At 63.1% G+C, this 25,870-nt stretch carries 24 protein-coding genes, 2 tRNA genes and 2 riboswitches; of the genes, 21 read left to right on the forward strand and 5 right to left on the reverse strand.

The features are described from left to right. Positions 1 to 92 precede the first annotated feature (92 nt). On the forward strand, positions 93 to 296 hold the full coding sequence (locus AC0KWY_RS02105; RefSeq protein ID WP_474028009.1) for a hypothetical protein: 204 nt from the start codon (positions 93 to 95) through the stop codon (positions 294 to 296). A 6-nt stretch (positions 297 to 302) separates the two neighbouring features. Here AC0KWY_RS02105 and AC0KWY_RS02110 read toward each other — a convergent pair whose 3' ends face one another. After that, entirely contained in the window at positions 303 to 839 is a 537-nt protein-coding gene (locus AC0KWY_RS02110; RefSeq protein WP_474028010.1) for a DUF2946 family protein, read from the reverse strand. Positions 840 to 1,065: 226 nt separating this feature from the next. On the opposite strand from AC0KWY_RS02110, the gene AC0KWY_RS02115 reads away from it, so the two are divergent. Genes AC0KWY_RS02115 through AC0KWY_RS02125 form a run of 3 tightly spaced genes read left to right on the forward strand, consistent with a single transcriptional unit; the run spans position 1,066 to position 2,812 of the window. Continuing rightward, a complete protein-coding gene (locus AC0KWY_RS02115) occupies positions 1,066 to 1,743 on the forward strand; it encodes a CsgG/HfaB family protein (protein ID WP_474028011.1) in 678 nt (225 codons plus the stop codon). 17 nt (positions 1,744 to 1,760) lie between these two features. Beyond that, a complete protein-coding gene (locus AC0KWY_RS02120) occupies positions 1,761 to 2,135 on the forward strand; it encodes a DUF4810 domain-containing protein (RefSeq protein ID WP_474028012.1) in 375 nt (124 codons plus the stop codon). Beyond that, a complete protein-coding gene (locus AC0KWY_RS02125; RefSeq protein ID WP_474028013.1) occupies positions 2,132 to 2,812 on the forward strand; it encodes a DUF799 domain-containing protein in 681 nt (226 codons plus the stop codon). Before AC0KWY_RS02120 ends, AC0KWY_RS02125 begins: the two co-directional genes overlap by 4 nt. Before the next feature lie 70 nt (positions 2,813 to 2,882). Here AC0KWY_RS02125 and gcvP read toward each other — a convergent pair whose 3' ends face one another. The 3 genes from gcvP to gcvT are packed head-to-tail and all read right to left on the reverse strand — an operon-like array spanning position 2,883 to position 7,273. Continuing rightward, complete coding sequence (gcvP, locus tag AC0KWY_RS02130; protein WP_474028014.1) at positions 2,883 to 5,762, reverse strand: aminomethyl-transferring glycine dehydrogenase; 2,880 nt, start codon at positions 5,760 to 5,762, stop codon at positions 2,883 to 2,885. A gap of 12 nt (positions 5,763 to 5,774) precedes the next feature. Further along, positions 5,775 to 6,161, reverse strand: a complete 387-nt coding sequence (gene gcvH / locus AC0KWY_RS02135) for a glycine cleavage system protein GcvH (RefSeq protein ID WP_474028015.1) — start codon at positions 6,159 to 6,161, stop codon at positions 5,775 to 5,777. Positions 6,162 to 6,181: 20 nt separating this feature from the next. Beyond that, positions 6,182 to 7,273, reverse strand: a complete 1,092-nt coding sequence (gene gcvT, locus AC0KWY_RS02140) for a glycine cleavage system aminomethyltransferase GcvT (RefSeq protein WP_474028016.1) — start codon at positions 7,271 to 7,273, stop codon at positions 6,182 to 6,184. 76 nt (positions 7,274 to 7,349) lie between these two features. Continuing rightward, positions 7,350 to 7,439: riboswitch (glycine riboswitch) on the reverse strand. A gap of 7 nt (positions 7,440 to 7,446) precedes the next feature. Then, a riboswitch (glycine riboswitch) is annotated at positions 7,447 to 7,535 on the reverse strand. A gap of 110 nt (positions 7,536 to 7,645) precedes the next feature. Here gcvT and AC0KWY_RS02145 point away from each other — a divergent pair. From AC0KWY_RS02145 to pnp, 14 genes are all read left to right on the forward strand, one after another. After that, positions 7,646 to 8,485 carry a 3',5'-nucleoside bisphosphate phosphatase gene (locus AC0KWY_RS02145; protein ID WP_474028017.1) on the forward strand — a complete coding sequence of 280 codons (840 nt, stop codon included), beginning with the start codon at positions 7,646 to 7,648 and terminating at the stop codon, positions 8,483 to 8,485. A 3-nt stretch (positions 8,486 to 8,488) separates the two neighbouring features. Beyond that, on the forward strand, positions 8,489 to 9,115 hold the full coding sequence (locus AC0KWY_RS02150) for an L-threonylcarbamoyladenylate synthase (RefSeq protein ID WP_474028018.1): 627 nt from the start codon (positions 8,489 to 8,491) through the stop codon (positions 9,113 to 9,115). 11 nt (positions 9,116 to 9,126) lie between these two features. Continuing rightward, a complete protein-coding gene (locus AC0KWY_RS02155; protein WP_474029692.1) occupies positions 9,127 to 9,774 on the forward strand; it encodes a site-2 protease family protein in 648 nt (215 codons plus the stop codon). Positions 9,775 to 9,786: 12 nt separating this feature from the next. Further along, positions 9,787 to 10,989 carry a tryptophan--tRNA ligase gene (locus AC0KWY_RS02160; protein ID WP_474028019.1) on the forward strand — a complete coding sequence of 401 codons (1,203 nt, stop codon included), beginning with the start codon at positions 9,787 to 9,789 and terminating at the stop codon, positions 10,987 to 10,989. Positions 10,990 to 11,032: 43 nt separating this feature from the next. Further along, a complete protein-coding gene (locus tag AC0KWY_RS02165; RefSeq protein WP_474028020.1) occupies positions 11,033 to 11,905 on the forward strand; it encodes a segregation and condensation protein A in 873 nt (290 codons plus the stop codon). Further along, positions 11,874 to 12,419: an SMC-Scp complex subunit ScpB gene (gene scpB / locus AC0KWY_RS02170; protein WP_474028021.1), complete on the forward strand. Its 546-nt coding sequence runs from the start codon at positions 11,874 to 11,876 to the stop codon at positions 12,417 to 12,419. Before AC0KWY_RS02165 ends, scpB begins: the two co-directional genes overlap by 32 nt. After that, positions 12,406 to 13,419 carry a 23S rRNA pseudouridine(2605) synthase RluB gene (gene rluB, locus AC0KWY_RS02175; RefSeq protein ID WP_474028022.1) on the forward strand — a complete coding sequence of 338 codons (1,014 nt, stop codon included), beginning with the start codon at positions 12,406 to 12,408 and terminating at the stop codon, positions 13,417 to 13,419. Before scpB ends, rluB begins: the two co-directional genes overlap by 14 nt. Positions 13,420 to 13,569: 150 nt before the next feature. Next, on the forward strand, positions 13,570 to 14,010 hold the full coding sequence (gene rimP, locus AC0KWY_RS02180; RefSeq protein WP_474028023.1) for a ribosome maturation factor RimP: 441 nt from the start codon (positions 13,570 to 13,572) through the stop codon (positions 14,008 to 14,010). A 21-nt stretch (positions 14,011 to 14,031) separates the two neighbouring features. Continuing rightward, a complete protein-coding gene (nusA, locus tag AC0KWY_RS02185) occupies positions 14,032 to 15,504 on the forward strand; it encodes a transcription termination factor NusA (RefSeq protein WP_474028024.1) in 1,473 nt (490 codons plus the stop codon). Positions 15,505 to 15,521: 17 nt separating this feature from the next. After that, the gene (gene infB / locus AC0KWY_RS02190; protein ID WP_474028025.1) at positions 15,522 to 18,287 is read left to right on the forward strand and encodes a translation initiation factor IF-2; all 2,766 of its coding nucleotides are present in this window, start codon (positions 15,522 to 15,524) and stop codon (positions 18,285 to 18,287) included. Next, complete coding sequence (gene rbfA / locus AC0KWY_RS02195) at positions 18,287 to 18,676, forward strand: 30S ribosome-binding factor RbfA (RefSeq protein WP_474028026.1); 390 nt, start codon at positions 18,287 to 18,289, stop codon at positions 18,674 to 18,676. The genes infB and rbfA overlap by 1 nt, the downstream gene beginning before the upstream one ends. 5 nt (positions 18,677 to 18,681) lie before the next feature. Further along, a complete protein-coding gene (gene truB / locus AC0KWY_RS02200; RefSeq protein ID WP_474028027.1) occupies positions 18,682 to 19,587 on the forward strand; it encodes a tRNA pseudouridine(55) synthase TruB in 906 nt (301 codons plus the stop codon). Positions 19,588 to 19,686: 99 nt separating this feature from the next. Then, positions 19,687 to 19,956 (forward strand): 30S ribosomal protein S15, encoded by a 270-nt coding sequence (gene rpsO / locus AC0KWY_RS02205; RefSeq protein ID WP_474028028.1) that lies wholly within the window; start codon positions 19,687 to 19,689, stop codon positions 19,954 to 19,956. 134 nt (positions 19,957 to 20,090) lie between these two features. Next, positions 20,091 to 22,211, forward strand: coding sequence for a polyribonucleotide nucleotidyltransferase (gene pnp, locus AC0KWY_RS02210; protein WP_474028029.1), 2,121 nt, complete (start codon positions 20,091 to 20,093; stop codon positions 22,209 to 22,211). Between the two features lie 162 nt (positions 22,212 to 22,373). Here the strand turns inward: pnp and dksA are convergent, their stop codons facing one another. Then, positions 22,374 to 22,799 carry an RNA polymerase-binding protein DksA gene (dksA, locus tag AC0KWY_RS02215; RefSeq protein ID WP_474028030.1) on the reverse strand — a complete coding sequence of 142 codons (426 nt, stop codon included), beginning with the start codon at positions 22,797 to 22,799 and terminating at the stop codon, positions 22,374 to 22,376. 165 nt (positions 22,800 to 22,964) lie between these two features. Here dksA and AC0KWY_RS02220 point away from each other — a divergent pair. From AC0KWY_RS02220 to AC0KWY_RS02230, 3 genes are all read left to right on the forward strand, one after another. Continuing rightward, positions 22,965 to 23,041, forward strand: a tRNA-Pro gene (locus AC0KWY_RS02220). Positions 23,042 to 23,063: 22 nt separating this feature from the next. Next, positions 23,064 to 23,140, forward strand: a tRNA-Arg gene (locus tag AC0KWY_RS02225). 221 nt (positions 23,141 to 23,361) lie between these two features. Beyond that, positions 23,362 to 25,863: an ATP-binding protein gene (locus AC0KWY_RS02230; RefSeq protein WP_474028031.1), complete on the forward strand. Its 2,502-nt coding sequence runs from the start codon at positions 23,362 to 23,364 to the stop codon at positions 25,861 to 25,863. Positions 25,864 to 25,870: the final 7 nt, after the last annotated feature.

Below are 25,870 nucleotides of genomic sequence, written 5' to 3' on the forward strand. Positions count from 1 at the left end.
CGCCATCGCCATTTTCCCGATGAACGGCGGGGCTTGTCCGTCAGCTTCCGGCGCGGGATACTCACGGTGTTTGTAAAAAAGGTGACAAACGCATGACACACGACGATATCCGCGCGGCGATCCGTTCCGGTCTGCCGTTTTTCGGCGTTACCCAGCAGGGGCAGGTGATGGCGCGTTACCTGCCGTTCGGTCCGGTCTATCGCTGGAAGCGCAACCAGATGATTCCGACGCCCTTGCAAGGCGAGGATCTACTGTGGTGGCTGCAGGCCAGCGACGAAGACCCGGGAGAGTCCTGAAGCGATCTACGGGCGCGGCTGCTGGATGTAGCTGTAGCGCTGCGCCAGTTCGGCCGCCGCGACGTGACGCAGCGACAGGTCGCGCCAGCGGATTTCACTGTCGCTGCCGGTCATCAGCCGTAGCAGGCTGGCTTCGTCATTCGGCTGGCACTCTTCGAGAAAAGCGGCCAGGTCGCGGTCGTCGAGCAGGCCGATGCCGAGCGCGGTGTCGAGGTAGAGGCTGCCGTCGTCGTCGAGCAGCGCGGCTTTGATCTTACCGGCCGAAGCACCGGTGTGGGCGACGAAGGCCGCGCCGTCGCGATGGAATATCCACGGCGTTGCCGCAAGATCGACGTAAACCCGTTGCGGGCCGTTCTGGACGAACCAACGGCCCGCTTCGTCACTGGCGTATTGCCGGTTCAGAAAGTCGATCAGGCCGCGGTGCGTCACCCGTTCTCCCTGCAATCGCCAGTCCCCGCGCCGGTCGAGCGAGAGCCACTCATAACAGGCGGGGACGTTCGGCCATTTGGCATGACCGGAAAAATCAGATCGGGATGAAATCATTTGTCTTCCGGATATCGAATGTATTCCATGGTATGCATGTTGAGGGTCTCAGTCGAACTTTTCGGCATCCTGAGCAGGTTCAAAAATTCCATGTTTGTCTCGTGCGTGCAGGGTTCTCTTGCCTGGATCTCCTGAATTGGCGGACAATCGCGGCGTTTCTTTGGATTGAATTTTGCAAGTTGTTTATCCCGTTGGACAAATTTTTTTGAAATTAAAGGAGATCACGGTGAACTCGAAAAAAAACGCCCTGGTGATTTTTGTTGTGGCTTTGGTCGCCATGCTCTCGGGATGCGCAACCGAAACGTCGCGGGCGATCGAATCCCAGCAAACCGCTGCCGCTGCGCGCCCATATGTCGGCGAACGCCAGCCGATTTCGGTAGGCAAATTCGATAATCGCTCCAGCTTCATGCGCGGAGTTTTCTCCGATGGCGTCGATCGTCTGGGTAGTCAGGCGAAGACGATCCTGGTTTCCCACTTGCAACAGAGCAACCGTTTTTCCGTCCTTGACCGCCAGAACCTGACCGAGACCAAGCAGGAAGCGGAGATTTCCCGCAAGCAGCAAGCCCTGAAGGGCGCGCGTTACGTCATCACCGGTGATGTCACCGAATTTGGCCGGAAAGAAATTGGCGACCATCAGCTTTTCGGTTTGCTCGGTCGTGGAAAGCAGCAGGTGGCATACGCGAAGGTGGCGCTGAACGTGGTCGATGTCGAGACATCGGAAGTCATCTATTCAACCTTCGGTGCCGGCGAATATGCTCTGTCGAATCGTGAAGTGATCGGTTTTGGCGGTACGGCCAGCTATGACTCGACGCTGAACGGCAAGGTTCTCGACCTTGCCATCCGGGAGGCGGTCGATGGTCTGGTCCTGGGCGTGGAAAGCGGCGCTTGGCGTCCGGCTCATTGATTCCGGCAGGAGGGGTAATGGAAGTTAAGACAAGCCAAGGATGGCTTCTGCTGGCGTGCGCCAGCGCGGTGCTCTTTGCGGGCTGCGCACAGCAGCGCCAGCCGCTATACCACTGGGGGAGCTTTCAGGCAGTCCAGTACAGTCATTTCAAGGGTGACAAGGGGCCGGAGGAAGGGATCGTCGAGCTCGAGAAGGTTCGCGAAGAGGCCAAGGCGAGCGGTCGCAATGTCCCTCCGGGGTTGCAGGCGCATCTCGGCATGCTGTACGGGCTGACCGGTCGCACCGATCTGTTCGAGCAGAATCTTCTGGCCGAGAAGCAGAGCTTTCCGGAAAGCTCGGTCTATCTCGATTTCCTGCTCAAGAAAAACCAGAAACAGGAAAGCGTGCGATGAAACACAGTTCCCTTTCCCGGCTGCGTTTGCCGTTTCTGACGCTTGCCCTGACCCTGCTTGGCGGTTGTGCGACACAGCAGGCTTACGACTACACCGCGTTTCGCGCGGCAAGGCCGGCGTCGATACTGGTGCTGCCGCCGGTCAACCAGTCTCCGGACATCAAGGCGACGTACAGCATGCTTTCCCATGCCACGGCGCCGCTTGCCGAATCCGGCTATTACGTGTTTCCGGTCACACTGGTCGACGAAACCTTCAGGCACAACGGTCTGACGGCGCCGGCAGATATCCACGAAGTGGCACCAGCAAAGCTGCGCGAAATATTTGGTGCCGACGCGGCGCTCTACATCAACATCAAGGATTACGGCACCTCCTACAAAGTGCTTGCCAGCGAAACGCGGGTCACGGCGGAGGCCAAGCTGGTCGATCTGCGTACAGGCACGCAGCTATGGCATGGTTCGGCGACGGCATCGAGTGCCGAGAGCGACAACAATAGCGGCGGTCTGATCGGCATGCTGGTCAAGGCGGTCGTTCGGCAGATCATCGAAACGGTCAGCGAGCAAGGGCACGTGATCGCCGGTATGACGAGTTCGCGGCTGCTGAGCGCCGGTGTGCCAAACGGCATTCTTTTTGGCCCGCGTTCGCCGCAGTACCAGAAGGATGGTCAGGCGTTGCGCTGACACGAAATCATTCTTTCGCAATTGAAAACGGCCTCTTGCGAGGCCGTTTTTGTTTTTACCGGGAGCGTTTTCAGTCCTGGTAAGCAGACAGCGGCGGGCAGGCGCAGTTCAGGTTGCGGTCGCCGTACACATCGTCGATGCGATTGACGCTTGGCCAGAACTTGTTGGCTGCTACCCAGGGTAGCGGGAAGACCGCCTGTTGCCGGCTGTAGGGATGGCGCCACTCGGCATCGACGAGGTCGGCCTGGGTGTGCGGCGCGTTCTTCAGCGGGTTGTCGGTGGCGCTCCAGGTGCCGTTCTCGATCTCGCGGATTTCCGCGCGGATCGCCACCATGGCTTCGATGAAACGATCCAGTTCGGCCTTCGATTCCGACTCGGTCGGCTCGACCATGATGGTGCCGGCCACCGGGAAGGACACCGTCGGGGCGTGGAAGCCGTAGTCCATCAGGCGCTTGGCGATGTCGATCTCGGCGATGCCGGTGGCGGCCTTGATCGGGCGGATGTCGAGGATGCACTCGTGTGCCACGCGGCCGTTCTTGCCAACGTAGAGCACCGGGTAGTGGTCCTTGAGCTGGCTGGCGACGTAGTTGGCGTTGAGGATGGCGAACTGGGTCGCCTTCTTGACGCCTGCGCCGCCGAGCATAGCCAGGTACATCCAGGAAATCGGCAGGATCGAGGCGGAGCCGAAAGGCGCCGCGGAAACCGCGCCCTGGCCGCCGTGCGGGCCGTCGATCGGGGCCACCACGTGGTTGGCCATGAACGGGGCGAGGTGGGCCTTGAGGCCGATCGGGCCCATGCCCGGTCCGCCGCCGCCGTGCGGGATGGCGAAGGTCTTGTGCAGGTTCATGTGGCTGACGTCGGCGCCGATGCAGCCGGGCGAAGTCAGGCCGACCTGAGCGTTGAGGTTGGCGCCGTCCATGTACACCTGGCCGCCGTTGGCGTGCACGATGGCGCAGATGTCCTTGATCGCTTCCTCGAAGACGCCGTGCGTGGACGGGTAGGTGATCATCAGGCAGGCGAGGTCGTCCTGGTGTTCCTCTGCCTTGGCCTGCAGGTCGGCGACATCGACGTTGCCGTTGTCGTCGCAATCGACGACAACAACCTGCATGCCGGCCATCTGGGCGGTGGCCGGGTTGGTGCCGTGCGCCGATTTCGGGATCAGACAGACCTTGCGATGCGCTTCGCCGCGGCTGGCGTGGTAACGGGCGATCGCCACCAGGCCGGCGTATTCGCCCTGGGCGCCGGAGTTCGGCTGCATGCAGATGGCGTCGAAGCCGGTGACGGTCTTCAGCCAGTCGGTGAGGCCGCCGATCATCTCGTGGTAGCCGGCAACCTGCTCGCGCGGGGCGTACGGGTGAATGCCGCCGAATTCCGGCCAGGTGACCGGGATCATCTCGCTGGTCGCGTTCAGCTTCATCGTGCAGGAGCCGAGCGAGATCATCGAGTGGTCGAGCGCCAGATCCTTGTTCTGCAGCGACTTCAGGTAGCGCAGCATCTCGTGCTCGGTGTGGTGCGTGTTGAACACCGGATGCGACAGAATCGCATCGCCGCGCAGCAGCGCCGCCGGCATGGCGGGCGTGGCGGCTGCGACCTGGGCGTCGAGGGTCGCCATGTCGAGCGTGACCTGGGTGATCAGTTTGAACAGTTCGGCGACGTCACCGCGCGTCGTCGTCTCGTCGAAGGAGAGGCCGAGGACGCCAACCGAGACGCGACGCAGGTTGTAGCCGGCACCCAGTGCGGCGTGATAAACGCTTTCGGCGCGGGCGCCGAGGTCGACATGGACGGTGTCGAAGAACTGCCCGGTGAGCAGCTTGATGCCGGTCCGCTTCAGGCCTTCGGCGAAGATCGCGGTCAGCCGGTGGATGCGTGCTGCGATCGTTTTCAGGCCCTGCGGGCCGTGATAAACGGCGTACATGCCGGCCATGTTGGCGAGCAGCACCTGCGAGGTGCAGATGTTGGAGTTGGCCTTTTCGCGGCGGATGTGCTGTTCGCGCGTCTGCAGCGTCATGCGGTAGGCGGTGTTGCCGCGGGCATCCTTGGAGACGCCGATGATGCGGCCGGGCATCGAGCGGACGAAGGCTTCGCGGGTGGCGAAGAAGGCGGCGTGCGGGCCGCCGAAACCCATCGGGATGCCGAAACGCTGGCTCGAACCGAGCGCGATGTCGGCGCCCATGGCGCCCGGCGGCTTGAGCAGCACCAGCGCCATCAGGTCGCAGGCGACGGCGACGGTGGCGCCGCGGGCCTTGAGGCTGGCGATCAGGGCGCTGCGGTCGCGCACTTCGCCGTTGTCGTCGGGATACTGGAGCAGGGCGCCGAAGAATTCGCCGTCCGCCGCTTCGGCGGCAGCGACGACGACCTCGAAACCGAAATAGCCGGCGCGTGTGCGGACGACGTCAATGGTCTGCGGGAAGCAGGCGGCGTCGACCAGGAAGCGGTTCGACTTCGATTTGGAGACGCGGCGCGCCATCGTCATCGCTTCGGCGGCGGCGGTCGCTTCGTCGAGCAGCGAGGCGTTGGCGATCTCCAGGCCGGTCAGGTCGATCACCATCTGCTGGAAGTTCATCAGCGCTTCCAGGCGGCCCTGGGCGATTTCCGCCTGGTAGGGCGTGTAGGCGGTGTACCAGCCGGGGTTTTCCATGACGTTACGCAGGATCACCTTGGGCGTCAGCGTGTCGTAGTAGCCCATGCCGAGGCAGGACTTGGCGATGGTGTTCTTGCCGGCGATCGCCTTCAGGTCGGCGAGCGCCTCGTGTTCGCGGCGCGGCGCCGGCAAGGGCAGATCGGCCGGCAGACGGATCGCCGCCGGCACCGTCTGGGCGATCAGCTGGTCGAGGCTGGCGGCGCCGATGGCGGCCAGCATTTCGTCAGTCTCGGCAGCGCAGGGGCCGATGTGACGGTCGATGAACTCGTCGTGCTGTTCAAGCACAGAGAGCGTTTGGTTGAGCGGCATGGGCGGTCCTTCTCAGGCGGCGTCGGCGACGGCCTGGTAGGCGGCGGCGTCGAGCAGCGCGTCGACGTCGGCCAGGTTGTCCGGCGTCATCTTGAACAGCCAGGCGGTGTAGGCGTCCTGGTTCACCGATTCCGGCGCGTCGGCAGCGGCCTGGTTGACTTCGGTGACGGTGCCGGCGAGCGGCGCATAGACGTCAGCGGCGGCCTTGACCGATTCGACGACGGCGATTTCCTGTTCCTTGGCGAAATGGGCGCCGACTTCCGGCAGTTCGACGAAGACCAGGTCGCCCAGCGCTTCCTGCGCATGGTCGGTGATGCCGACGGTGACGGAGCCGTCTTCGTTCTTCAGGACCCATTCGTGGGAGGCGGCATACTTGAGGTTGGACGGGACGTTGGACATGGTTTTCTCCTGAATGGGGGTTATTGAACTGTCTTGCCGTTGCGGGCAAAAACGGGTTTGGTGACCTTGGCCTTGAGCAGTTTGCCGCGGATGTCGACCTCGACTTCGTCGCCGACGGTAACGCCGAGCGGCAGCCGTGCAAGGGCGATGGACTGCTGCAGCGTTGGTGAGAAACTGCCTGAGGTAATCTCACCATCGCCTTGTTTGGTAATGACTTTCTGGTGGCCGCGCAGTACGCCCTTGTCGAGCAAAACCAAGCCGAGAAACTGCTTCTGCTGACCGTTGGTGGCCAGTGCGGCACGGCCGACGAAGTCGCGTTCGTCCTTCATGGCGACGGTCCACGCCAGGCCGGCGTCGAGCGGCGAGACGCTCTCGTCCATGTCCTGGCCGTAGAGGTTCATGCCGGCTTCCAGGCGCAGCGTGTCGCGGGCGCCGAGACCGCAGGGGGCGACGCCCGCATCCTTGAGGGCGGTCCAGATGGTTTCGGCTTCGTCGGCCGGCAGCATGATCTCGTAACCGTCTTCGCCGGTGTAACCGGTGCTGGCGATGAAGTACTGGTCGACCTCGGCGGCGAAGAAGGGCTTCAGGCCTTCGGTTGCGGCCTTGGCCTGGGGCAGCACCTGCCAGACCTTGGTGCGGGCGTTCGGGCCCTGCACGGCGATGATGCCGAGCGCGTTGTCGCCGTCGCGGCGCGGCGTGATGCTCACGTCCAGCTGCCATTCGGCCGCCTTGGCCTGCATCCAGGCGAGGTCCTTGTCGGCGGTGCCGGCATTGACGACGATGCGGAAACGCGTGTCGGTCAGGAAATAGATGATCAGGTCGTCGATGACGCCGCCGGCATCGTTCAACATGGCAGCGTAGAGCGCCTTGCCGGAAACCGTCAGCTTGGCGACGTCGTTGGCGACCAGGCGGGAGAGGAAAGGGCGGCAATCGGCGCCGACCAGATCGACCGGGCACATGTGCGAGACGTCGAACATGCCGCAGTCGTTGCGCACGGCGTGGTGTTCCTCGATCTGCGAACCGTAGTTGACCGGCATGTCCCAGCCGCCGAAATCGACCATCCGGGCGCCAAGCGCGCGGTGGGCGGCGTTGAGTACTGTTTTCTTCAGCATATCAATCCTTTGCTGGCTTTTGTTAAAGCCGTTTCTGGAAACGGAAAAGGGGTGAAACGAAAGAACGAATCTTGCGTTTCACCCCTCTGTCCTCGATACCTGAGAGATTTGCCCCATCGGTGGATGGCAGCCGGGTAGGCCGTCATCGCTCTCCAGAGTTTCAGTGGCCTGCCACTGGTTCCGCGGTCCTTTTGCCTGAGCGTTTTCGGGTGAAATTGCGCCTTCGGCGGCAGCCTGTGCTGCGCTCTCCCGTGGAACGGTTGGCACTATAGCCGGACATCGATGTCCAAGCAACTTGTTGCGCCGCACCAGGGACGGCGGCCGACTCCCGCCTTCGTGATAAACTCCCGGTTTGCTTTTTTGCCGATTTCCGTGACCCCAGCCAATTTCGATTTCCATTGCCATTCCTCGGTTTCCGACGGCCTGTTGCCGCCAGCGGAGGTCGCCCGCCGGGCGGCGGCGAACGGTGTCGATTGCTGGGCGCTGACCGATCACGACGACATCGGCGGCCTGGCCGAGGCCGCCGAAGCGGCGGCGGCGGCCGGCATGGGCTTCGTCAATGGTGTGGAAATTTCGATCGAATGGCGGGAAAAGCCGATCCATATCGTCGGCTTGGCCTTCGACCCTGTCCACCCGGATCTCGTCGGCGGCCTCGAAGGCCTGCGCAGCGGCCGTGTCGAACGCGCCCGACGGATGGGCGAGGCACTGGCGGCAATCGGCATCCCCGGCGTCTATGAAGGCGCGCTCGGTTATGTGACCAATCCGGACCTGATCTCGCGCGCCCATTTTGCCCGTTACCTGGTGTCGATCGGCATTGCCCGCGACATTGCCGGGGTCTTCCTGCATTACCTGACGCCGGGCAAGCCGGGCTACGTCGATCACCGCTGGGCGACGCTGGTCGATGCGGTGAGCTGGATTCGTGCCGCCGGCGGCGTCGCCGTGGTGGCGCATCCCGGGCGTTACAAGATGTCGGGTGGCGACATGCGCAAGTTTCTCGACGAGTTCAAGGATCTCGGCGGTCAGGCGATCGAGGTCTCGAGCGGCAGCCATTCACCCGACCATGTTCTGCATTTCGCGCGTCTGGCGCGGCACTATGCCTTTCACGCCTCGCGCGGCTCGGATTTTCATGGCCCGGAAGAAAGTCATGTCGAGCTCGGCCGGGCTTTTCAACTGCCGCCGGACCTCAAGCCGGTGTGGCGTCTTTTCGACTGAACCATGGCCCGCGTCGTCAATATCCATCCTGATTCCCCGCAACCGCGCCTGCTCGTCCAGGCCGCGGAATTCATCCGCAATGGTGCGATCGTCGCCGTGCCGACCGATTCTTCGTACGCGCTGGCTTGCCATCTCGGCGACAAGGAGGCGATGGATCGCATCCGCCTGATCCGGCAGATGGACGATCGTCATCACCTGACCTTGATGGTGCGCGATCTTTCCGAGATCGCCACCTACGCTCGCGTCGATAACGCGCAGTACCGTCTGCTCAAGGCGACCACGCCCGGTTGTTACGTGTTCATTCTCGAAGGCAGCAAGGAGTTGCCGCGTCGCGTGTTGCATCCGAAGCGCAAGACGATCGGCCTGCGGGTGCCGGCCCACCCGGTGACGCTGGCGCTGCTCGAGGAATTGAACGAGCCCCTGCTGACGACCACCTTGCAGTTGCCCGGCGACGACGCGCCGCTGACCGAAGGTTGGGAAATCCAGGATCGGCTCGACGAGCAGATCGAACTGATCCTCGACAGCGGCCCTTGCGGCATCGAGCCGACCAGCGTCGTCAACCTGACCGGTGCTTTTCCCGAGCTGATCCGTGCCGGGCGCGGGCCGCTGGCGCCCTTTGGGCTGGAGTGAACATGCTCGACATCAATGCGCTGATCCAGACCATCGCCATCGCTGCCTTGCCGGTGGTCTTCGCGATCACCCTGCATGAAGCGGCGCACGGTTACGCGGCCCGCCATTTCGGCGACCCGACCGCCTGGCAGCTCGGTCGCATCAGCCTCAATCCGCTGCGTCACATCGACCCGGTCGGCACCGTGCTGATTCCGCTGGCGATCCTGCTGTTCTCGGCGGGGAACTTCATGTTCGGCTACGCCAAGCCGGTGCCGGTCGATTTCACCCGCCTGCGCCAGCCGAAGAAGGACATGCTCTGGGTCGCCGCTGCCGGGCCGGCCGCCAACCTGGTGATGGCCTGCTTCTGGGCGCTGATGTTCAAGCTGTCGTGGCAGGTGCCGGATTTCTTTGCGGTGCCGCTGGCGCGCATGGCCGAGGTCGGCATCATCATCAACTGCGTGTTGATGGTCCTCAACCTGCTGCCGCTGCCGCCGCTCGACGGCGGGCGGATCGCCGTCAGCCTGCTGCCGCACCGGCTGGCCTGGCAGTTCTCGCGCATCGAGCCGTGGGGTTTCCCGATTTTGCTGCTCCTGTTGTTCACCGGTATCCTCGGCGACATCATGAATCCTCTGGTGCTCTTCACGGCGCACGCCATCGAATTCCTTTTCGGTCTTTACTAAACGACAACCGCTATGTACGCAGAACGTGTCCTTTCCGGCATGCGTCCCACCGGGGCGCTGCATCTCGGCCATTACCACGGCGTCCTCAAGAACTGGGTCCGCCTGCAGCACGAATATCCCTGTCTTTTCTTCGTCGCCGACTGGCACGCGCTGACCACCAACTACGACAACCCGCAGAGCATCGAGAAGGCGACCTGGGACATGGTCATCGACTGGCTGGCGGCTGGCGTCGATCCCAATCAGGCGACGCTGTTCATCCAGTCGCGGGTGCCCGAGCACGCCGAACTGCATCTGCTGATGTCGATGATGACGCCGCTCGGCTGGCTCGAGCGGGTGCCGACCTACAAGGACCAGCAGGAAAAGCTGGCCGGCAAGGACCTGACGACCTACGGTTTCCTCGGCTATCCGCTGCTGATGAGCGCCGACATCCTGATCTACCGCGCCGACAAGGTGCCGGTCGGCGAGGACCAGATTCCGCACGTCGAATTCACCCGCGAACTGGCGCGCCGCTTCAACCACATGTACGGCCGCGAACCGGGTTTCGAGGACAAGGCGCGCGACGCGGTCAAGAAGCTGGGCGGCAAGAAGGCCCGCCTCTACGAGGAATTGCGCACGCGCTTCCAGCAGGAAGGCGACAAGGAAGCGCTCGAGCAGGGCAAGGCGATGCTCAACGAAATCCAGCACCTGTCGGCGATCGACCGCGAACGCCTGTTCGGTTTCCTGGAAGGCACCGGCAAGATGATCCTGGTTGAGCCGGGCTACCTGCTGACCGAAGAATCGAAGATGCCGGGGCTCGACGGGCAGAAGATGTCGAAGTCGTACAACAACACGATCACCATGCGTGAGTCCGAGGAATCGGTGGCCAAGAAGGTCAAGTCGATGCCGACCGATACCCAGCGCGTGCGTCGCACCGATCCCGGCGATCCGGCACGCTGCCCGGTCTGGCAACTGCACCAGGTGTATACCGACGCGGCGACGCGCGAGACGCTGGCGCAAGGCTGCCGTACCGCCGGCATCGGCTGCATCGACTGCAAGCAGCCGGTGATCGAAGGCATCCTGCGCGAGCAGGCGCCGATGCGCGAGCGCGCCCAGCAGTATCTCGACGACCCGGTGCTGGTCAAGAACATCATCGCCGACGGTTGCGAGAAGGCGCGCGAACTGGCGCGCGAGACGATGCGCGACGTGCGCGAGGCGATGGGGCTGGAATATCACTGATGGGCGGCGCGTCGTTCCGCATCCGCTGGCTGGCGGTCAACGCATGAATCTTGCGGTCGATCTGCCGCAGGCGACGTTGTTCGAACCGGTCGCCCGCATCTACGGCGAGCCGCTCGAGACCTTGCCGCTCGACCTCTACATCCCGCCGGATGCGCTCGAGATCATGCTCGACGCCTTCGAGGGGCCGCTCGATCTGCTGCTCTACCTGATCCGCAAGGCCAACGTCGATATCCTCGACATTCCGATGGCGCCGTTGACCCGGCAGTATCTCGATTACGTCGAGGCGATGCGCGCCAGCAACCTCGAACTTGCCGCCGAGTATCTGGTGATGGCGGCGATGCTGATCGAGATCAAGTCGCGCATGCTGCTGCCGCGGCCCAAGCTGCCCGGCGATGACGAGGCCGAGGACCCGCGTGCCGAACTGGTGCGCCGTCTGATGGAATACGAGCAGATGAAGCTTGCCGGTCAGCGGCTGAACGCGATGCCACAGGCCGAGCGCGAGTTCTTCTGGGTCGAGACGCTGGTCGAGAAATCGCTGATCGAACGTCAGCCGGAAGTGTCGGCGGCCGACCTGCGCGACGCCTGGATGGTGGTCGTCCGGCAGGCGCTCTTGAAACGCAATCACAAGATCAGTCGCGAGGAGTTGTCGGTGCGCGAGCACATGGGCATCATCCTTCGGGCTTTGCAGGAAAAGGGCGGTTTCGTGCAGTTCGAGACGCTGTTCGATCCGGCGATGGGGGCGCCCGGCCTAGTCGTGCATTTCCTGGCGATGCTCGAACTGGGGCGGGAGAAGCTGATCCGCATCACGCAGACCGAGGCTTTTGCGCCGATCTACGTCAATCTGCGCGACGGCGAGGTGGAAGAGGCAATGCTGGAGGAGGGCGATGGCAGCGAGCCTGGTCAAGAAAGTGCTTGAAGCGGCTTTGCTCGCCACCCGCGAGCCGCTGACGACGCACGACATGAAGAAGCTGTTCGACGAGGAGCTGTCGTCGGAAACGCTCAGGAAGCTGCTCGACCAGATTCGCGCCGAATGGGCCGAGCGCCCGGTCGAGCTGGTGCAACTGGCGTCCGGCTGGCGTTTCCGGACGCGCGCCGAATTCCTGCCCTACCTCGAGCGGTTGAACCCGGAAAAGCCGCCGAAATACTCGCGCGCCGTGCTGGAGACGCTGGCCATCATCGCCTACCGTCAACCGGTGACGCGTGGCGACATCGAGGAGATCCGCGGCGTCGCGGTCAACCCGAATGTCGTCAAAACCCTTGAAGAGCGTGGCTGGATCGACGTCGTCGGCCACCGCGACACCCCCGGTCGACCGGCGCTGTTTGCCACGACCAAAAAATTTCTCGATGATCTGGGCCTGCGTAGCGTCAGCGAACTGCCGCCGCTGGAGCAAATCAGCCAGACACTGGAGCTGAATCATGAAAACCCATAAACGTACTCCTTTCCGCGCCCCGGGCGGGGCCGACGAGACCCCGGCAGGCGCGCGTCCGCGTCGTGGTGCCGGGCGCAACCAGCCGCCGCACGCCGGGCGCGAGCCGGATGCCGGTGGTGAACTGCCGGAAGCCGCCGAGCCGGCGGTCAAGCCGGCGCCCCGGCGCCCGGGCAAGCCACAGACCGGGCGCGCCAATCGTGGCAATATCGGTCGTAACGGCAAGCCGCTGATCGAAGCCAAGCCGGAACGCCTGCAGAAGGTGTTGGCCCAGGCCGGCGTCGGCTCGCGGCGCGAGATGGAAGAATGGATCACCTCGGGCAAGGTCAGCGTCAATGGCGTGGTGGCGACCATCGGCCAGTCGGTCATTCCGACCGACAAGGTCAAGGTCGGCGGCCGCCTGATCAATATCCGCTTCACCGGCAGCGGCGCCCGTGCGCCGCGCGTGTTGATGTACCACAAGCCGGAAGGCGAGATCGTCTCGCGCGACGACCCGGATGGCCGTCCGTCGGTGTTCGCTGCCCTGCCGCGGATGCGCGGCGGGCGCTGGATCGCCGTCGGCCGCCTCGACTTCAACACCTCCGGCCTGCTGCTGTTCACCACCTCCGGCGAGCTGGCCAACAAGTTGATGCACCCGAGTTCGGAACTGGTGCGCGAGTACGCCGTGCGCGTCCTCGGCGAGTTGACCGATGAGGCGCAGCAGCAGTTGCTCAAAGGGGTCGAGCTCGAGGATGGCCCGGCCAGCTTTGCCAGCCTGACCGATGCCGGTGGCGAAGGGGCGAACAAGTGGTACCGGGTGAGCCTGTTCGAGGGCCGCAACCGCGAGGTGCGGCGCATGTTCGAGGCGGTTGGCTGCACGGTCAGCCGGCTGATCCGCGTCCGCTACGGTCCTTTCGTGCTGCCGCCGCAGTTGAAGCGCGGTCGTTGCCACGAACTCGAGGAGGGCGAGGTCAAGGCGCTGATGCGCGAAGTTGGGGCGCCCAAGGCCGCGCCGAAGCCCTGAGCGGGAAGGCCCGCCAGACGCCGGAAGACGGCGAAAGCAATTGTCGGGAGGGAATAAACCCGTTATAATTCACGGGTTTGTTTCTCCTGCAGTTTTGCAGACATCTTATTTTTCTGAGGTGGGCGTTTCGCCCATTTTTTATTTGTGCCTATGGATTTGAATACGCTGCTTGAAACGACTGTGACCGGCCTCGGCTACGAGCTCGTCGATGTCGAGATGTCGCCCCGCGGCAGGACCATTCGCGTTTTCATCGACGCGCCGGCCAGGGAGGGCGGGATTGATGTCGAAGATTGCGCCAAGGTCTCGAACCAGTTGTCGCGCGTTTTCGAAGTCGAGAACATCGATTATGACCGGCTCGAGATTTCCTCGCCGGGCATGGACCGCGTGGTCAAGAAGGAAGCGGATTTCGCCCGCTTCGCTGGGCAGTCGATCCAGATCAAGCTGCGCATCCCGCACAACAATCGCCGCAACTTCCAGGGTCAACTGCTTGGCTGTGAGAGCGGCAAGGTTGGTCTTCGCCTCGAGAAGGAAGACGTGGAACTCGAATTCAACAATATCGAAAAGGCACGTCTGGTGCCCAAATTCGACTGAAGTCCCTGGAGGTCTTAGCCCATGAGCCGTGAACTGTTGCTGCTGGTCGATGCCCTGGCCCGCGAAAAGAACGTCAACAAGGAAATCGTTTTCGGTGCCCTTGAGCTGGCGCTCGCGTCCGCGACCAAGAAGCGTATCCACGACGAAGCCGAAGTCCGTGTCGTCATCGATCGTGCCACCGGTAGTTATGACACTTTCCGTCGCTGGCTGGTGGTGCCGGAGAACGAGTACGTCAACGAATACCTCCAGATTCCGTTGTCGGAAGCTTGCAAGGACGATGCCGATATCGAACCCGGCGATTACCTGGAAGAGCCGCTGGAGCCGATCGATTTTGGCCGCATCGGTGCGCAGGCCGCCAAGCAGGTGATCCTGCAGAAAATCCGCGACGCCGAACGCGAGCAGATCCTGCAGGATTTCCTCGAGCGCAAGGAGCACGTCGTTTCCGGCACGATCAAGCGCATGGAGCGCGGCAACGCCATCGTCGAAGCCGGCAAGATCGAAGCCCTGCTGCCGCGCGACCAGATGATCCCGAAGGAAAACCTGCGCATCGGCGATCGCGTCCGCGCCTACCTGCTGCGCATCGACCGTGGTGCACGCGGCCCGCAGATCATCCTGTCGCGTACCGCGCCCGAATTCGTGATCAAACTGTTCGATCTCGAAGTGCCGGAAATCGAGGATGGCCTGATGGAGTTGAAGGCCTGCGCCCGCGACCCCGGCATGCGTGCCAAGATTGCCGTCAAGTCGAACGATCCGCGCATCGACCCGATCGGCACCTGTGTTGGCCTGCGCGGTTCGCGCGTCACCGCAGTGCGTAACGAGATCGGCGGCGAGAACATCGACATCGTGCTGTGGTCGGCCGATCCGGCGCAGTTCGTGATCGGCGCCCTGTCGCCGGCCGAAGTCACGTCGATCGTCGTCGACGAGGAAAAGCACGCCATGGACGTGGTGGTCAACGAGGACAACCTGGCGATCGCCATCGGTCGCAGCGGCCAGAACGTTCGCCTGGCTTCCGAACTGACCGGCTGGACGATCAACCTGATGACCCAGGATGAATCGGCCAAGCGCGCCGAGGCCGAATACGCGGTGACGCGTGTGGTGTTCATGGAAAAGCTGGACATCGACGAGGAACTGGCCGACCTGCTGATCGAGGAAGGTTTCTCGACCCTGGAAGAAGTGGCCTACGTGCCGCTTGCCGAGATGCTCGAAATCGATGGGCTGGACGAAGACATCGTCAACGAGCTGCGCAATCGTGCGCGTAACGTCCTGTTGACGGAAGCCATCGCCACCGAGGAGAAGCTCGAAAACGTCGCCGAGGACCTGATTGGTCTCGAAGGCATGACCAAGGAACTGGCGGCCAAGCTGGCCGAACACAACATCAAGACACGTGACGACCTCGCCGAACTGGCGGTCGACGAACTGCTGGAAATCGCCGGCATCGATGAAGCGCGTGCCAAAGAACTTATTCTCAAGGCTCGGGCTCACTGGTTCGAGTGAGCGGGGAGGTAGCAAGTATGTCCGCAACAACCGTTTCACAATTTGCCATTGAACTGAAGATGCCGGTCGATTCGCTGCTTGAGCAGCTCAATCGCGCTGGTGTCGGTAAGTCCGGCGGTGGCGATACATTGACCGATCAGGACAAGTCCAGTCTGCTCGATTATCTGCGCCGTGCGCATGGCGATGCGCAGCCGAAGAACAAGATCACGCTGACCCGCAAGCAGACGTCCGAAATCAAGGCGACCGATGCTCATGGTCGAGCCCGGACGGTGCAGGTCGAAGTGCGCAAGAAGCGCGTTCTCGTCAAGCGCGACGTGCCTGACGCGCTGGGTGAAAGCGCTGGCGAAGTGCTCGACGACCAGGAAATCCTGGAGTCGGTCGGCGACTTGCCGCAGGAGCTCGTTATCGAGTCGCTGCCGGAAAGCGTGCCGGTCGTCGTCGAGCCGGAACCGGAAGTCGTGCCGGAGCCCGAGCCGGAACCCGAGCCGGAACCGGAAGTCGTGCCGGAGCCGGTGGTGCAGGTTGACGCCGAGCCGGTCGCCGAGTCCGTCGAAGAGGCCGCGCCGAGCGAGACCGTCGTTGTCCGGCGTCCGCTGGACCGGGCAGCCATCATCGGCGAAAAGGAACTCAAGGCGCGTGAGGAAGAAGCGCGTCGCTTCGGCCGTCTGCGCGAGATTCAGGAACGCGAACTGCGCGAAAAGCAGGCCCGCGAAGCCCAGTTGGTGCAAATGCGCCAGCAGGCGGAAGCTGCGGCGGCGGCTGCCAAGCTTGCCGAGCAGGCCAAGCAGCAGGCGGCGGCTCAGGCCAAGACCGCCGAAGGCGAAAAGGGTACCCTGCACAAGCGTCCCGACGCGCCGAAGAAGGGCGAGAAGGGCGGTCGCGCTGCCGATGATGGCAAGAAGAAGGGCGGTCTGAAGACCCGCGGCGCCGATAGCGGCAGCGGCTGGAAGGACAACCGTCACGGTCACAAGAAATCGCACAAGGGCGATGACGGCCAGGGTAGCTTCCAGGCGCCGACCGAGCCGATCACCCGTGAAGTCCACGTGCCGGAAACCATTTCGGTCTCCGACCTGGCGCACAAGATGGCGGTGAAGGCGACTGAAGTCATCAAGACGATGATGAAGATGGGGTCGATGGTCACCATCAACCAGGTGCTGGACCAGGAAACGGCGATGATCGTCGTCGAAGAAATGGGCCACAAGGCGCTCGCCGCCAAGCTCGACGATCCCGATGCCTTCCTCGAGGATACCGGCGAACACAAGGACGTGCCGCTTGAACCGCGGGCCCCGGTGGTCACCGTCATGGGTCACGTCGACCACGGCAAGACCTCGCTGCTCGACTACATCCGCCGCGCCAAGGTTGCTGCGGGCGAAGCCGGTGGCATCACCCAGCACATCGGCGCCTATCACGTCGAAACCGATCGCGGCATGATCACCTTCCTCGACACCCCGGGTCACGAAGCCTTCACGGCGATGCGGGCGCGAGGAGCCAAGGCCACCGACATCGTCATCCTGGTGGTGGCGGCCGATGACGGCGTGATGCCGCAGACCAAGGAAGCGATCCACCACGCCAAGGCGGCCGGTGTGCCGCTGGTGGTGGCGGTCAACAAGATCGACAAGCCGGATGCCAACCCCGATCGCGTCAAGCAGGAGCTGGTCACCGAAGGCGTCATTCCGGAAGAATACGGCGGCGATTCGCCGTTCTGCCCGGTTTCTGCCAAGAAGGGTACCGGCATCGACGAACTGCTCGAACAAGTCCTGCTGCAGGCTGAAGTGCTCGAACTGACGGCGCAGAAGGAAGCGCCGGCCAAGGGCCTGATCATCGAAGCCCGTCTCGACAAGGGACGCGGTGCGGTGGCGACCATGCTGGTCCAGTCCGGCACCCTGCGCCGCGGCGACGTCGTGCTGGCCGGTCAGGTCTTCGGCAAGGTGCGCGCCATGCTCGACGAGAACGGCAAGCCGATCAACGAGGCCGGGCCGTCGATTCCGGTCGAAATTCTCGGTCTGTCGGATGTGCCGGCGGCCGGCGAGGAAGCCATTGTCCTCGCCGACGAAAAGAAGGCGCGCGAAATCGCCTTGTTCCGTCAGGGCAAGTTCCGCGACGTCAAGCTTGCCAAGCAGCAGGCGGCCAAGCTGGAAAACATGTTCCAGCAGATGGAAGACGGCCAGGTCAAGACCCTGCCGCTGATCGTCAAGGCCGACGTGCAAGGCTCCCAGGAAGCCCTGGTGCAGACGCTGGCCAAGCTGTCCAACGAAGAAGTCCGCGTCCAGATCATCCACGGCGCGGTCGGTGCGATCAGCGAATCCGACGTCAACCTGGCGCAAGCCTCGGGCGCTGTCATCATCGGCTTCAACATCCGGGCCGATGCTGGTTCGCGCAAGCTGGCCGAGAGCTTCGGCGTCGATATCCGTTACTACAACGTGATCTACGACGCGGTCGATGAAGTCAAGGCCGCCTTGTCGGGCATGCTGTCGCCGGAAAAACGCGAGCAGGTGATCGGCATGGTCGAGATCCGCCAGGTCTTCCACGTCTCCAAGGTTGGCGCGATCGCCGGCTGTTACGTGCTGGAAGGCATCGTCAAGCGCAATTCCCGCGTCCGCCTGATCCGCAACCACACGGTGCAGTGGGATGGCGAACTCGACTCGCTCAAGCGCTTCAAGGACGACGTCAAGGAAGTGCGTTCCAATTTCGAGTGCGGTCTCTCCCTGCGTGGCAATAACGACATTCAGGAAGGCGATCAGCTCGAAGTGTACGAAATCCAGGAAGTGGCGCGTTCGCTGTAATGAAGAAGCAGGGACCCCGAGGATTTCAGCGTAGCGATCGGGTCGCGGAGCAGGTGCGCCGCGACCTCGCCGACCTGATCCGTACCGAACTTAAGGACCCGCGCGTCGGCATGGTCAGCCTGACCGCCGTCGAACTGACGCCGGATTACGCTCACGCCAAGGTCTTCTTCACGACCCTGAACGCCGAGCATCTGGCCGAGGTCGAGCAGGGCTTGAAGCGCGCCGCCGGTTTCCTGCGCCGCGAACTGGGTCGGCGCATCCATATCCATACGCTGCCCGAACTGCATTTCATCTACGACAGTTCGCTGGAGCGCGGGATGAACCTGTCCCAGCTGATCGATCAGGCCAATTCGGTGTCCGCCGAAGCGGACGACAACGACGACCGCTGAGCGCGATGCAGCCGAAGGTGAAACGGACCTGGCGCCAGGTCAACGGCGTGTTGCTGCTCGACAAGGCGCTCGGCCTGACTTCCAATGACGCGCTACAGAAGGCGCGTCGTCTCTTTTCGGCGGCCAAGGGCGGCCATACCGGCACCCTCGATCCGCTGGCGACCGGTCTCCTGCCGCTGTGCTTTGGCGAGGCGACCAAGTTTTCCGCCGATCTGCTCGATGCCGACAAGACCTACGAAGCGACCTTGCGTCTCGGTGTCGTCACCGATTCCGGCGATGCCGAAGGGAAGGTGATCGCGACGCATGCCGTGGCGGTTGAGGAAGCCGACCTGCGGCGGGTGTTGCCGGCCTTCACTGGCGACATCCTGCAGGTGCCGCCGATGCATTCCGCCCTGAAGCGCGATGGGCGGCCCCTCTACGAGCTGGCCCGCCAGGGTATCGAAGTCGAGCGCGCCGCGCGGCCGGTGACGATCCACGCGCTCGACGTGCTGTCCTTTGCCGGCGACGAATTGCGCCTCTCGGTCAGTTGCAGCAAAGGTACCTATATCCGTGTCCTGGCTGCCGACATCGGTGCCGCGCTCGGCTGCGGCGCCCACCTGACGGCGCTGCGGCGGACCCGGGTCGGCGATCTGACGCTGGCCGGTGCGGCGACGCTGGCCGAACTCGAAGCCCTGGACGAAGCGGCAAGACCGGCCTGGCTGAGTCCGGTGGATGCCCTGTTGCAAAGCCTGCCACGGGTCAACCTGAGCGGCGAGGCCGAGTCGCGCTTCCGTCATGGCAATCCGGTCGACCTGCCGGCTGGCCTGACGGGCAAGATCCGCGTCTATGCCGATGATTGCCTGATCGGTGTCGGCGAACCCGGTCCGGGCGGGCGCCTGTGGCCGAAAAGACTGGTGCAGCTGGCAAACTGATCTGTTATAATCCGCCGCTTCCCGTGTCCGGGAAATCCCATCAACAGGCGTTCGCTCTATCAAACCGGGGCTGCGTCGCATCAGGCAAGAGGTTTTGAAATGGCTATCACCACCGAACAAAAAGCCGGCATCGTTGCCGAATTCGCACGTGCCAAGGGCGATACCGGCTCTCCGGAAGTCCAGGTCGCGCTGCTGACCGCTCGTATCAACGATCTGCAGCCGCACTTCAAGGAGCACCAGAAGGATCACCACTCGCGTCGTGGTCTGCTGCATCTGGTTTCGCAGCGTCGCAAGCTGCTCGATTACCTGAAGGGTTCCGATGTCGAGCGCTACCGCAACCTGATCACCAAGCTTGGTCTGCGCAAGTAAGCGCGGCTGAAGCAAAGGAAGGCGGCCCGGAAATTTCCCGGCCGCTTTTTTGTTTTTTGTCGTGGCGTTGTTGATCCAGTATCGTGCAAGTTGTTGTTATTGTTGTCTAATGTGATGAGAGAGAAAGGAAGTCAATGTTTAATGTCGTGAAAAAGACCTTCGCCTACGGCGAACACCAGGTGACCCTGGAAACCGGCGAAATCGCCCGCCAAGCCGGCGGCGCCGTTGTTGTCTCGATGGAAGAGACGGTCGTTCTGGTGACCGTCGTCGGTGCCAAGAATGCCAAGCCCGGTCAGGATTTCTTCCCGCTGACCGTCGATTATCAGGAAAAGGTTTACGCTGCCGGCCGTATCCCCGGTGGTTTCTTCAAGCGCGAAGGCCGTCCTTCGGAAAAGGAAACGCTGACCTGCCGCCTGATCGACCGCCCGATCCGTCCGCTGTTCCCGGATGGTTTCTACAATGAAGTCCAGGTTGTCGCCACCGTCATCTCGCTGAACCCGGAAATCGATTCCGACATCCCGGCGATGATCGGTGCCTCCGCCGCCCTGGCTATCTCCGGCATTCCGTTCGCCGGCCCGATCGGCGCCGCCCGCGTCGGCTACATCAACGGTCAGTACGTGCTGTGCCCGACGCTCTCGCAGCTCAAGGACAGCCAGCTCGACCTCGTCGTCGCCGGTACCGAAGCCGCCGTGCTGATGGTCGAATCGGAAGCCGACCAGTTGTCGGAAGAAGTCATGCTCGGCGCCGTGGTGTTTGGCCATACCGAGATGCAGAAGGCGATCAACGCCATCAACGAACTGGTCGAGGAAGCCGGCAAGCCGGAATGGGACTGGCAAGCGCCGGCCAAGGACGAAGCCCTGGTTGCCCGCCTGAAGGACCTGGTTGGTGCCAAGCTCGAAGAGGCTTACAGCATCACCTCGAAGCAGGCCCGTAGCCAGACCGTCAAGGCGCTTTCCGCTGAAGCCGTCGCCGCGCTGTGCACCGGCGAAGAAGGCGCACCGGATGCCAACACCGTCGGCAACCTGTTCTTCGAAATCGAAGCCGGCATCGTCCGCGGTCGCATCCTGTCGGGCGCCCCGCGCATCGACGGTCGCGACACCCGCACCGTGCGCCCGATCACCATGCGTTCCGGCGTCCTGCCGCGCACCCATGGCTCGGCCCTGTTCACCCGTGGTGAAACGCAGGCCCTGGCCGTCGCCACGCTCGGTACCAACCGTGACGAGCAGATCATCGACGCGCTGGCCGGCGAATACCGCGACCGCTTCATGCTGCACTACAACATGCCCCCGTACGCCACCGGCGAATGCGGCCGCGTCGGCACCCCGAAGCGTCGTGAAATCGGTCACGGCCGCCTGGCCAAGCGCGCGCTGCTGGCCGTGCTGCCGAAGCCGGAAGATTTCTCGTACTCGATGCGCGTCGTCTCCGAAATCACCGAGTCCAATGGCTCCTCGTCGATGGCTTCGGTCTGCGGCGGCTGCCTGGCGCTGATGGATGCCGGCGTGCCGCTGAAGGCGCACGTCGCCGGTATCGCCATGGGCCTGATCAAGGACGGCAACCGCTTCGCGGTGCTCACCGACATCCTCGGCGACGAAGATCACCTCGGCGACATGGACTTCAAGGTCGCCGGCTCGACCAGCGGCATCACCGCGCTGCAGATGGACATCAAGATCCAGGGCATCACCAAGGAAATCATGCAGGTGGCACTGGCTCAGGCCAAGGACGCTCGCCTGCACATCCTGAACCTGATGCAGGAAGCTGCCGCCGGCCCGCGTGAAGAGATGTCGGCCTATGCACCGCGTCTGTACACCTTCAAGATCAATCCGGAGAAGATCCGTGACGTGATTGGCAAGGGCGGCGCCGTGATCCGCAGCATCACCGAGGAAACCGGCACCACCATCGACATCCAGGACGACGGCACGATCACCATCGCCGCCACCTCGGGCGAGGCTGCCGCCGCCGCTCGCGCCAAGATCGACGCGATCACCGCGGAAGTCGAGATCGGCAAGATCTACGAAGGCACCGTGCTCAAGATCCTCGACTTCGGTGCGATCGTTTCGGTTCTGCCGGGCAAGGATGGTCTGTTGCACATCTCGCAGATCGCCAAGGAGCGCGTCAACAAGGTCGAAGACTACGTCAAGGAAGGTCAGGTCGTGCGCGTCAAGGTTCTCGAGACCGACGACCGCGGCCGCGTCAAGCTGTCGATGAAGGCGGTTGCCGAGGAAGCGGCTGCTCAACCGGCCGCCGAAGCACAGTAATCCGGTACTTCCCGCAAGACAAAGGGCACCGCAAGGTGCCCTTTTTTCGTCGCCCCGGACGGCTCTGCCCGGGGGGTGAAAACGGCTGGCCAGTGTCACCCGGCCATCTGTTTTCTGCGACGACTCACCTCAAGGTGAGTCTGCGCTGAAAGCGATTGGCGATTATTTCGCCATCTGCTTTTCCTTCAGTTCGTCGAGCGTCTTGCAGTCGATGCACAGCGTTGCCGTCGGGCGTGCTTCGAGGCGCTTGATGCCGATTTCAACGCCGCATTTGTCGCAGAACCCGTAATCGCCCTCGTCGATGCGGCCAAGGGTTTCGTCGATCTTCTTGATCAGCTTGCGTTCGCGGTCACGATTGCGCAGTTCGATCGCCATGTCGGTTTCCTGGCTGGCGCGGTCGTTGGGGTCGGCGAACACCGTCGCTTCGTCCTGCATGGTGTGCACCGTGCGATCGATGTCCTCGCTCAGTTCCTTTTTCAGGGATTCCAGGATTTTCCGGAAATGACTGAGTTGCTTGTTGCTCATGTAATCCTCACCAGCCTTCGGCTCGTAAGGAGTGAAATGTTTGTGAAGCAGGTCTTCTGCCATTTTGTGAGCGCTTCCAGTGACGAAAAAAGCGATTAAATATCAGAAAGCCCGGGGTGAGGCAAGGAAAAGCCTTGCTGCAGCGCAATGTGCCGCTGTCATGAATCGGCTATTTTCGCTGCATTGCTGGCGTCGCGGCGATCTCGCTGATACAATCCGCAGCCTTGTCGGGGCGTAGCGCAGTCTGGTAGCGCATCTGCTTTGGGAGCAGAGGGTCGTGAGTTCGAATCCCACCGCCCCGACCATCCTCTTCCGGCGGCAACCCGCGCGCCCGTAGCTCAACTGGATAGAGCAATTGCCTTCTAAGCAATAGGTCGGGGGTTCGAGTCCCTCCGGGCGCGCCAGGCTCGTTGCAACGCCCGATTCGGCGTTTCCTGACAAGTGCCGACGTAAAAGCCGATGGAAATGTGATAATTCCGGTTCTCGTCATTCACTGTCCGCCATTGCAGCTTCATTGATGTTTTCCCGTAATCTTTCCGCCAATGTTCCGGCTGCGCTTCTTCCTGGCAGTGGGCGGCGTTTTTATCGGCTGCTGGTGCTCGGGGTGCTGTTGCTGAATCTGCTGATGATCGCGATCGCCGCAAACAGCTTGCAGACCAGTCGCCAACGGGTGCTGGCTCAGGTCCGGGAAAATGCCGCCAATCTGGCCGCCGTGCTTGAGTTGGGGGTCGGCGATTCGGTCAGGCGCATCGATTTGAGCCTGCTCGGTATCGTCGATATGCTCGAGTGGCTGGGAAGCGAAGGCCAGTTGTCCGACGAGAGAATCGAGCACGTCCTGCAACTGCATCTGGGGAGGCACCGGGCGATCGACGCCTTTCGCGTCAGCGATGCCGAGGGGTACCTGCGTTGGGGCAAAGGCGTCGACCGCCGGGCGCCGGTCTCGCTGACCGACCGGCCGTTCTTCGCCGCCCATCAGGCAGCGCCCGGCGAACAGTTGATCGTGGCCGAGCCGGTGCTCGGCAAGGTGTCGAAAATCCGCGTGGTTGCCTTCACCCGTTCCTGGCGGCGTGCCGACGGAGCGTTTGCCGGCGTCGTGACGGCGGCGGTCACGCTGGATCATTTCACCCGCCAGTTGGCGCCGCTGCAACTGGGCACCCATGGCGAGGCGGCAATCCGCTATCTCGACCTGAGCCTGCTGACCGCCCATCCGGCCCCGTCAGGGGAGGGCGCCGGTGCGGCGGCCTCGTCTCTGCTACAGGGCTTCGCGGCCCGGCTCGACGCCGGCGTTACGGATGGCGTTCTGGCCAATACGGGGGCAGACGGGATCGAGCGCGTTTATGCCTTCCGCCGGATTCAGCACACGCCTTTCGTGTTGACCGTGGCGATGGCGCCGCAGGACTTCATGGCCGATTGGCGGCGGGAGTTGCAGCGCACGCTGGTCCTGCTGCTCGTGTTCTTCCTCGCCACCTTGGGCGCGGCCTGGTTGCTGCGCCGTTCCTGGCGGCAACTCGGCGATCAGGCGGTTTTTCTCAACACGCTGATCGAATGCCTGCCGATTCCTTTCTTCTACAAGGATGCCGGGGGCCGTTATCGCGGTTGCAATCGCGCTTTCGAGCAATTGCTCGGCAAGCGCCGCGACGAGATCGTCGGTCACAGCGTGTTCGACATGGCGCCTGCGGAAATCGCCGAGCGCTACGACGAAATGGACCGCCGCCTGTTTGCCGAGCCGGGAACGCAGAGCTACGAATGGAGCATCATGGGTCCCGGAGGGCGGCGCCAGGTGATCTTCCACAAGGCTACCTTTGCCGATGCCGACGGGCGGATCGCCGGCCTGCTCGGCGGTATCACCGACGTCAGCGAATTGAAGCGGGTCCAGGAGGAGCTGCAGGCGCATCGTGACAATCTGGAAGCGCTGGTCGTCGAACGGACCGCCGAGTTGGTCCGGGCGAAGGCGGAAGCCGAGTCGGCGAGCCGGGCGAAAAGTGCCTTCCTGGCCAACATGAGTCACGAACTGCGCACGCCGATGAACGGCATCATGGGCATGATCGAGCTGGTCTGGCGCAAGACCGGCGATCCCCGGGATCGCGAACGCCTGGCCAAGGCAAGGCAGTCGTCGGCGCACCTGCTCGACCTGATCAACGGCATCCTCGATATTTCCAAGATCGAGGCCGAGCGCATGGCGCTCGAGAAGCGGCCGTTCCGTCTCACCGAGATTCTCGACAGCGCGCTGGGGGTGACGGCGCATCGGGCCGAGGAAAAAGGTTTGCGGTTGCTTGTCGAGCCGTTGCCGGCTGGCGCGCGACAGGCCTTGCTGGGCGATCCCTTGCGGTTGTCGCAGGTGCTGATCAATCTGCTCGGCAACGCCCTCAAGTTCACCGAGGTCGGCAGTATCGGCCTGCGTTTCGCGGTGCTTGAGGATAGCGGAGCGCAACTGCGCCTGCGCTGCGAAGTCAGCGACACCGGCATTGGCATTGCCGCCGAAGCCCTGCCGCGTTTGTTCACGCCTTTCGAGCAGGCGGATTCCTCGATGACCCGGCGCTTTGGCGGAACCGGGCTGGGGCTGGCGATCAGCCGGCGCCTGGTCGAGTTGATGGGCGGTGAAATTGGCGTCGAAAGCGAACCCGGTCGGGGCAGTCGTTTCTGGTTCGTCGTGAAGCTCGACAAGCAGCCGGTCATCGAGGCCGATGGTAGCGCCTGCCTCGTCGCGGAATCGCCGGAGCTGGCGCTGCGCCGCGACTTTCTCGGTGCCCGCGTCCTGCTGGCCGAGGACGATCCGATCAACCGCGAAGTGGCTTGCGATTTGCTGGAAGACGTCGGGTTGGTCATCGATCTCGCCGTCGACGGCGACGAGGCGGTGCGCATGGCCAGCGAGAATCGCTACGACCTGATCCTGATGGACATGCAGATGCCGAACCGCAACGGCATCGAGGCAGCCGCCGCGATCCGCGGCGGATCGCTGAACCAGCGGACGCCGATCCTGGCCATGACCGCCAATGCTTACGATGAAGATCGTCAGGCCTGTCTGGCCGCCGGCATGAACGATCACCTCGGCAAGCCGGTGGCGCCGGGGTTGCTGTTTGCCGCCTTGCTGCAATGGCTACGGGCGAATGGACGGTCGGCGGAATGAGATCACC

Source organism: Azonexus sp. MM2026_4, assembly GCF_055901855.1.

Bases quoted from the DNA above. Each gene is read 5' to 3' on its own strand.
- AC0KWY_RS02105 (WP_474028009.1), top strand. From the start codon at position 93: ATGACACACGACGATATCCGCGCGGCGATCCGTTCCGGTCTGCCGTTT.
- AC0KWY_RS02110 (WP_474028010.1), bottom strand. From the start codon at position 839: ATGATTTCATCCCGATCTGATTTTTCCGGTCATGCCAAATGGCCGAAC.
- AC0KWY_RS02120 (WP_474028012.1), top strand. From the start codon at position 1,761: ATGGAAGTTAAGACAAGCCAAGGATGGCTTCTGCTGGCGTGCGCCAGC.
- AC0KWY_RS02125 (WP_474028013.1), top strand. From the start codon at position 2,132: ATGAAACACAGTTCCCTTTCCCGGCTGCGTTTGCCGTTTCTGACGCTT.
- gcvP (WP_474028014.1), bottom strand. From the start codon at position 5,762: ATGCCGCTCAACCAAACGCTCTCTGTGCTTGAACAGCACGACGAGTTC.
- gcvH (WP_474028015.1), bottom strand. From the start codon at position 6,161: ATGTCCAACGTCCCGTCCAACCTCAAGTATGCCGCCTCCCACGAATGG.
- gcvT (WP_474028016.1), bottom strand. From the start codon at position 7,273: ATGCTGAAGAAAACAGTACTCAACGCCGCCCACCGCGCGCTTGGCGCC.
- AC0KWY_RS02150 (WP_474028018.1), top strand. From the start codon at position 8,489: ATGGCCCGCGTCGTCAATATCCATCCTGATTCCCCGCAACCGCGCCTG.
- AC0KWY_RS02160 (WP_474028019.1), top strand. From the start codon at position 9,787: ATGTACGCAGAACGTGTCCTTTCCGGCATGCGTCCCACCGGGGCGCTG.
- AC0KWY_RS02165 (WP_474028020.1), top strand. From the start codon at position 11,033: ATGAATCTTGCGGTCGATCTGCCGCAGGCGACGTTGTTCGAACCGGTC.
- scpB (WP_474028021.1), top strand. From the start codon at position 11,874: ATGGCAGCGAGCCTGGTCAAGAAAGTGCTTGAAGCGGCTTTGCTCGCC.
- rluB (WP_474028022.1), top strand. From the start codon at position 12,406: ATGAAAACCCATAAACGTACTCCTTTCCGCGCCCCGGGCGGGGCCGAC.
- rimP (WP_474028023.1), top strand. From the start codon at position 13,570: ATGGATTTGAATACGCTGCTTGAAACGACTGTGACCGGCCTCGGCTAC.
- nusA (WP_474028024.1), top strand. From the start codon at position 14,032: ATGAGCCGTGAACTGTTGCTGCTGGTCGATGCCCTGGCCCGCGAAAAG.
- infB (WP_474028025.1), top strand. From the start codon at position 15,522: ATGTCCGCAACAACCGTTTCACAATTTGCCATTGAACTGAAGATGCCG.
- rbfA (WP_474028026.1), top strand. From the start codon at position 18,287: ATGAAGAAGCAGGGACCCCGAGGATTTCAGCGTAGCGATCGGGTCGCG.
- truB (WP_474028027.1), top strand. From the start codon at position 18,682: ATGCAGCCGAAGGTGAAACGGACCTGGCGCCAGGTCAACGGCGTGTTG.
- rpsO (WP_474028028.1), top strand. From the start codon at position 19,687: ATGGCTATCACCACCGAACAAAAAGCCGGCATCGTTGCCGAATTCGCA.
- pnp (WP_474028029.1), top strand. From the start codon at position 20,091: ATGTTTAATGTCGTGAAAAAGACCTTCGCCTACGGCGAACACCAGGTG.
- dksA (WP_474028030.1), bottom strand. From the start codon at position 22,799: ATGGCAGAAGACCTGCTTCACAAACATTTCACTCCTTACGAGCCGAAG.
- AC0KWY_RS02230 (WP_474028031.1), top strand. From the start codon at position 23,362: ATGATCGCGATCGCCGCAAACAGCTTGCAGACCAGTCGCCAACGGGTG.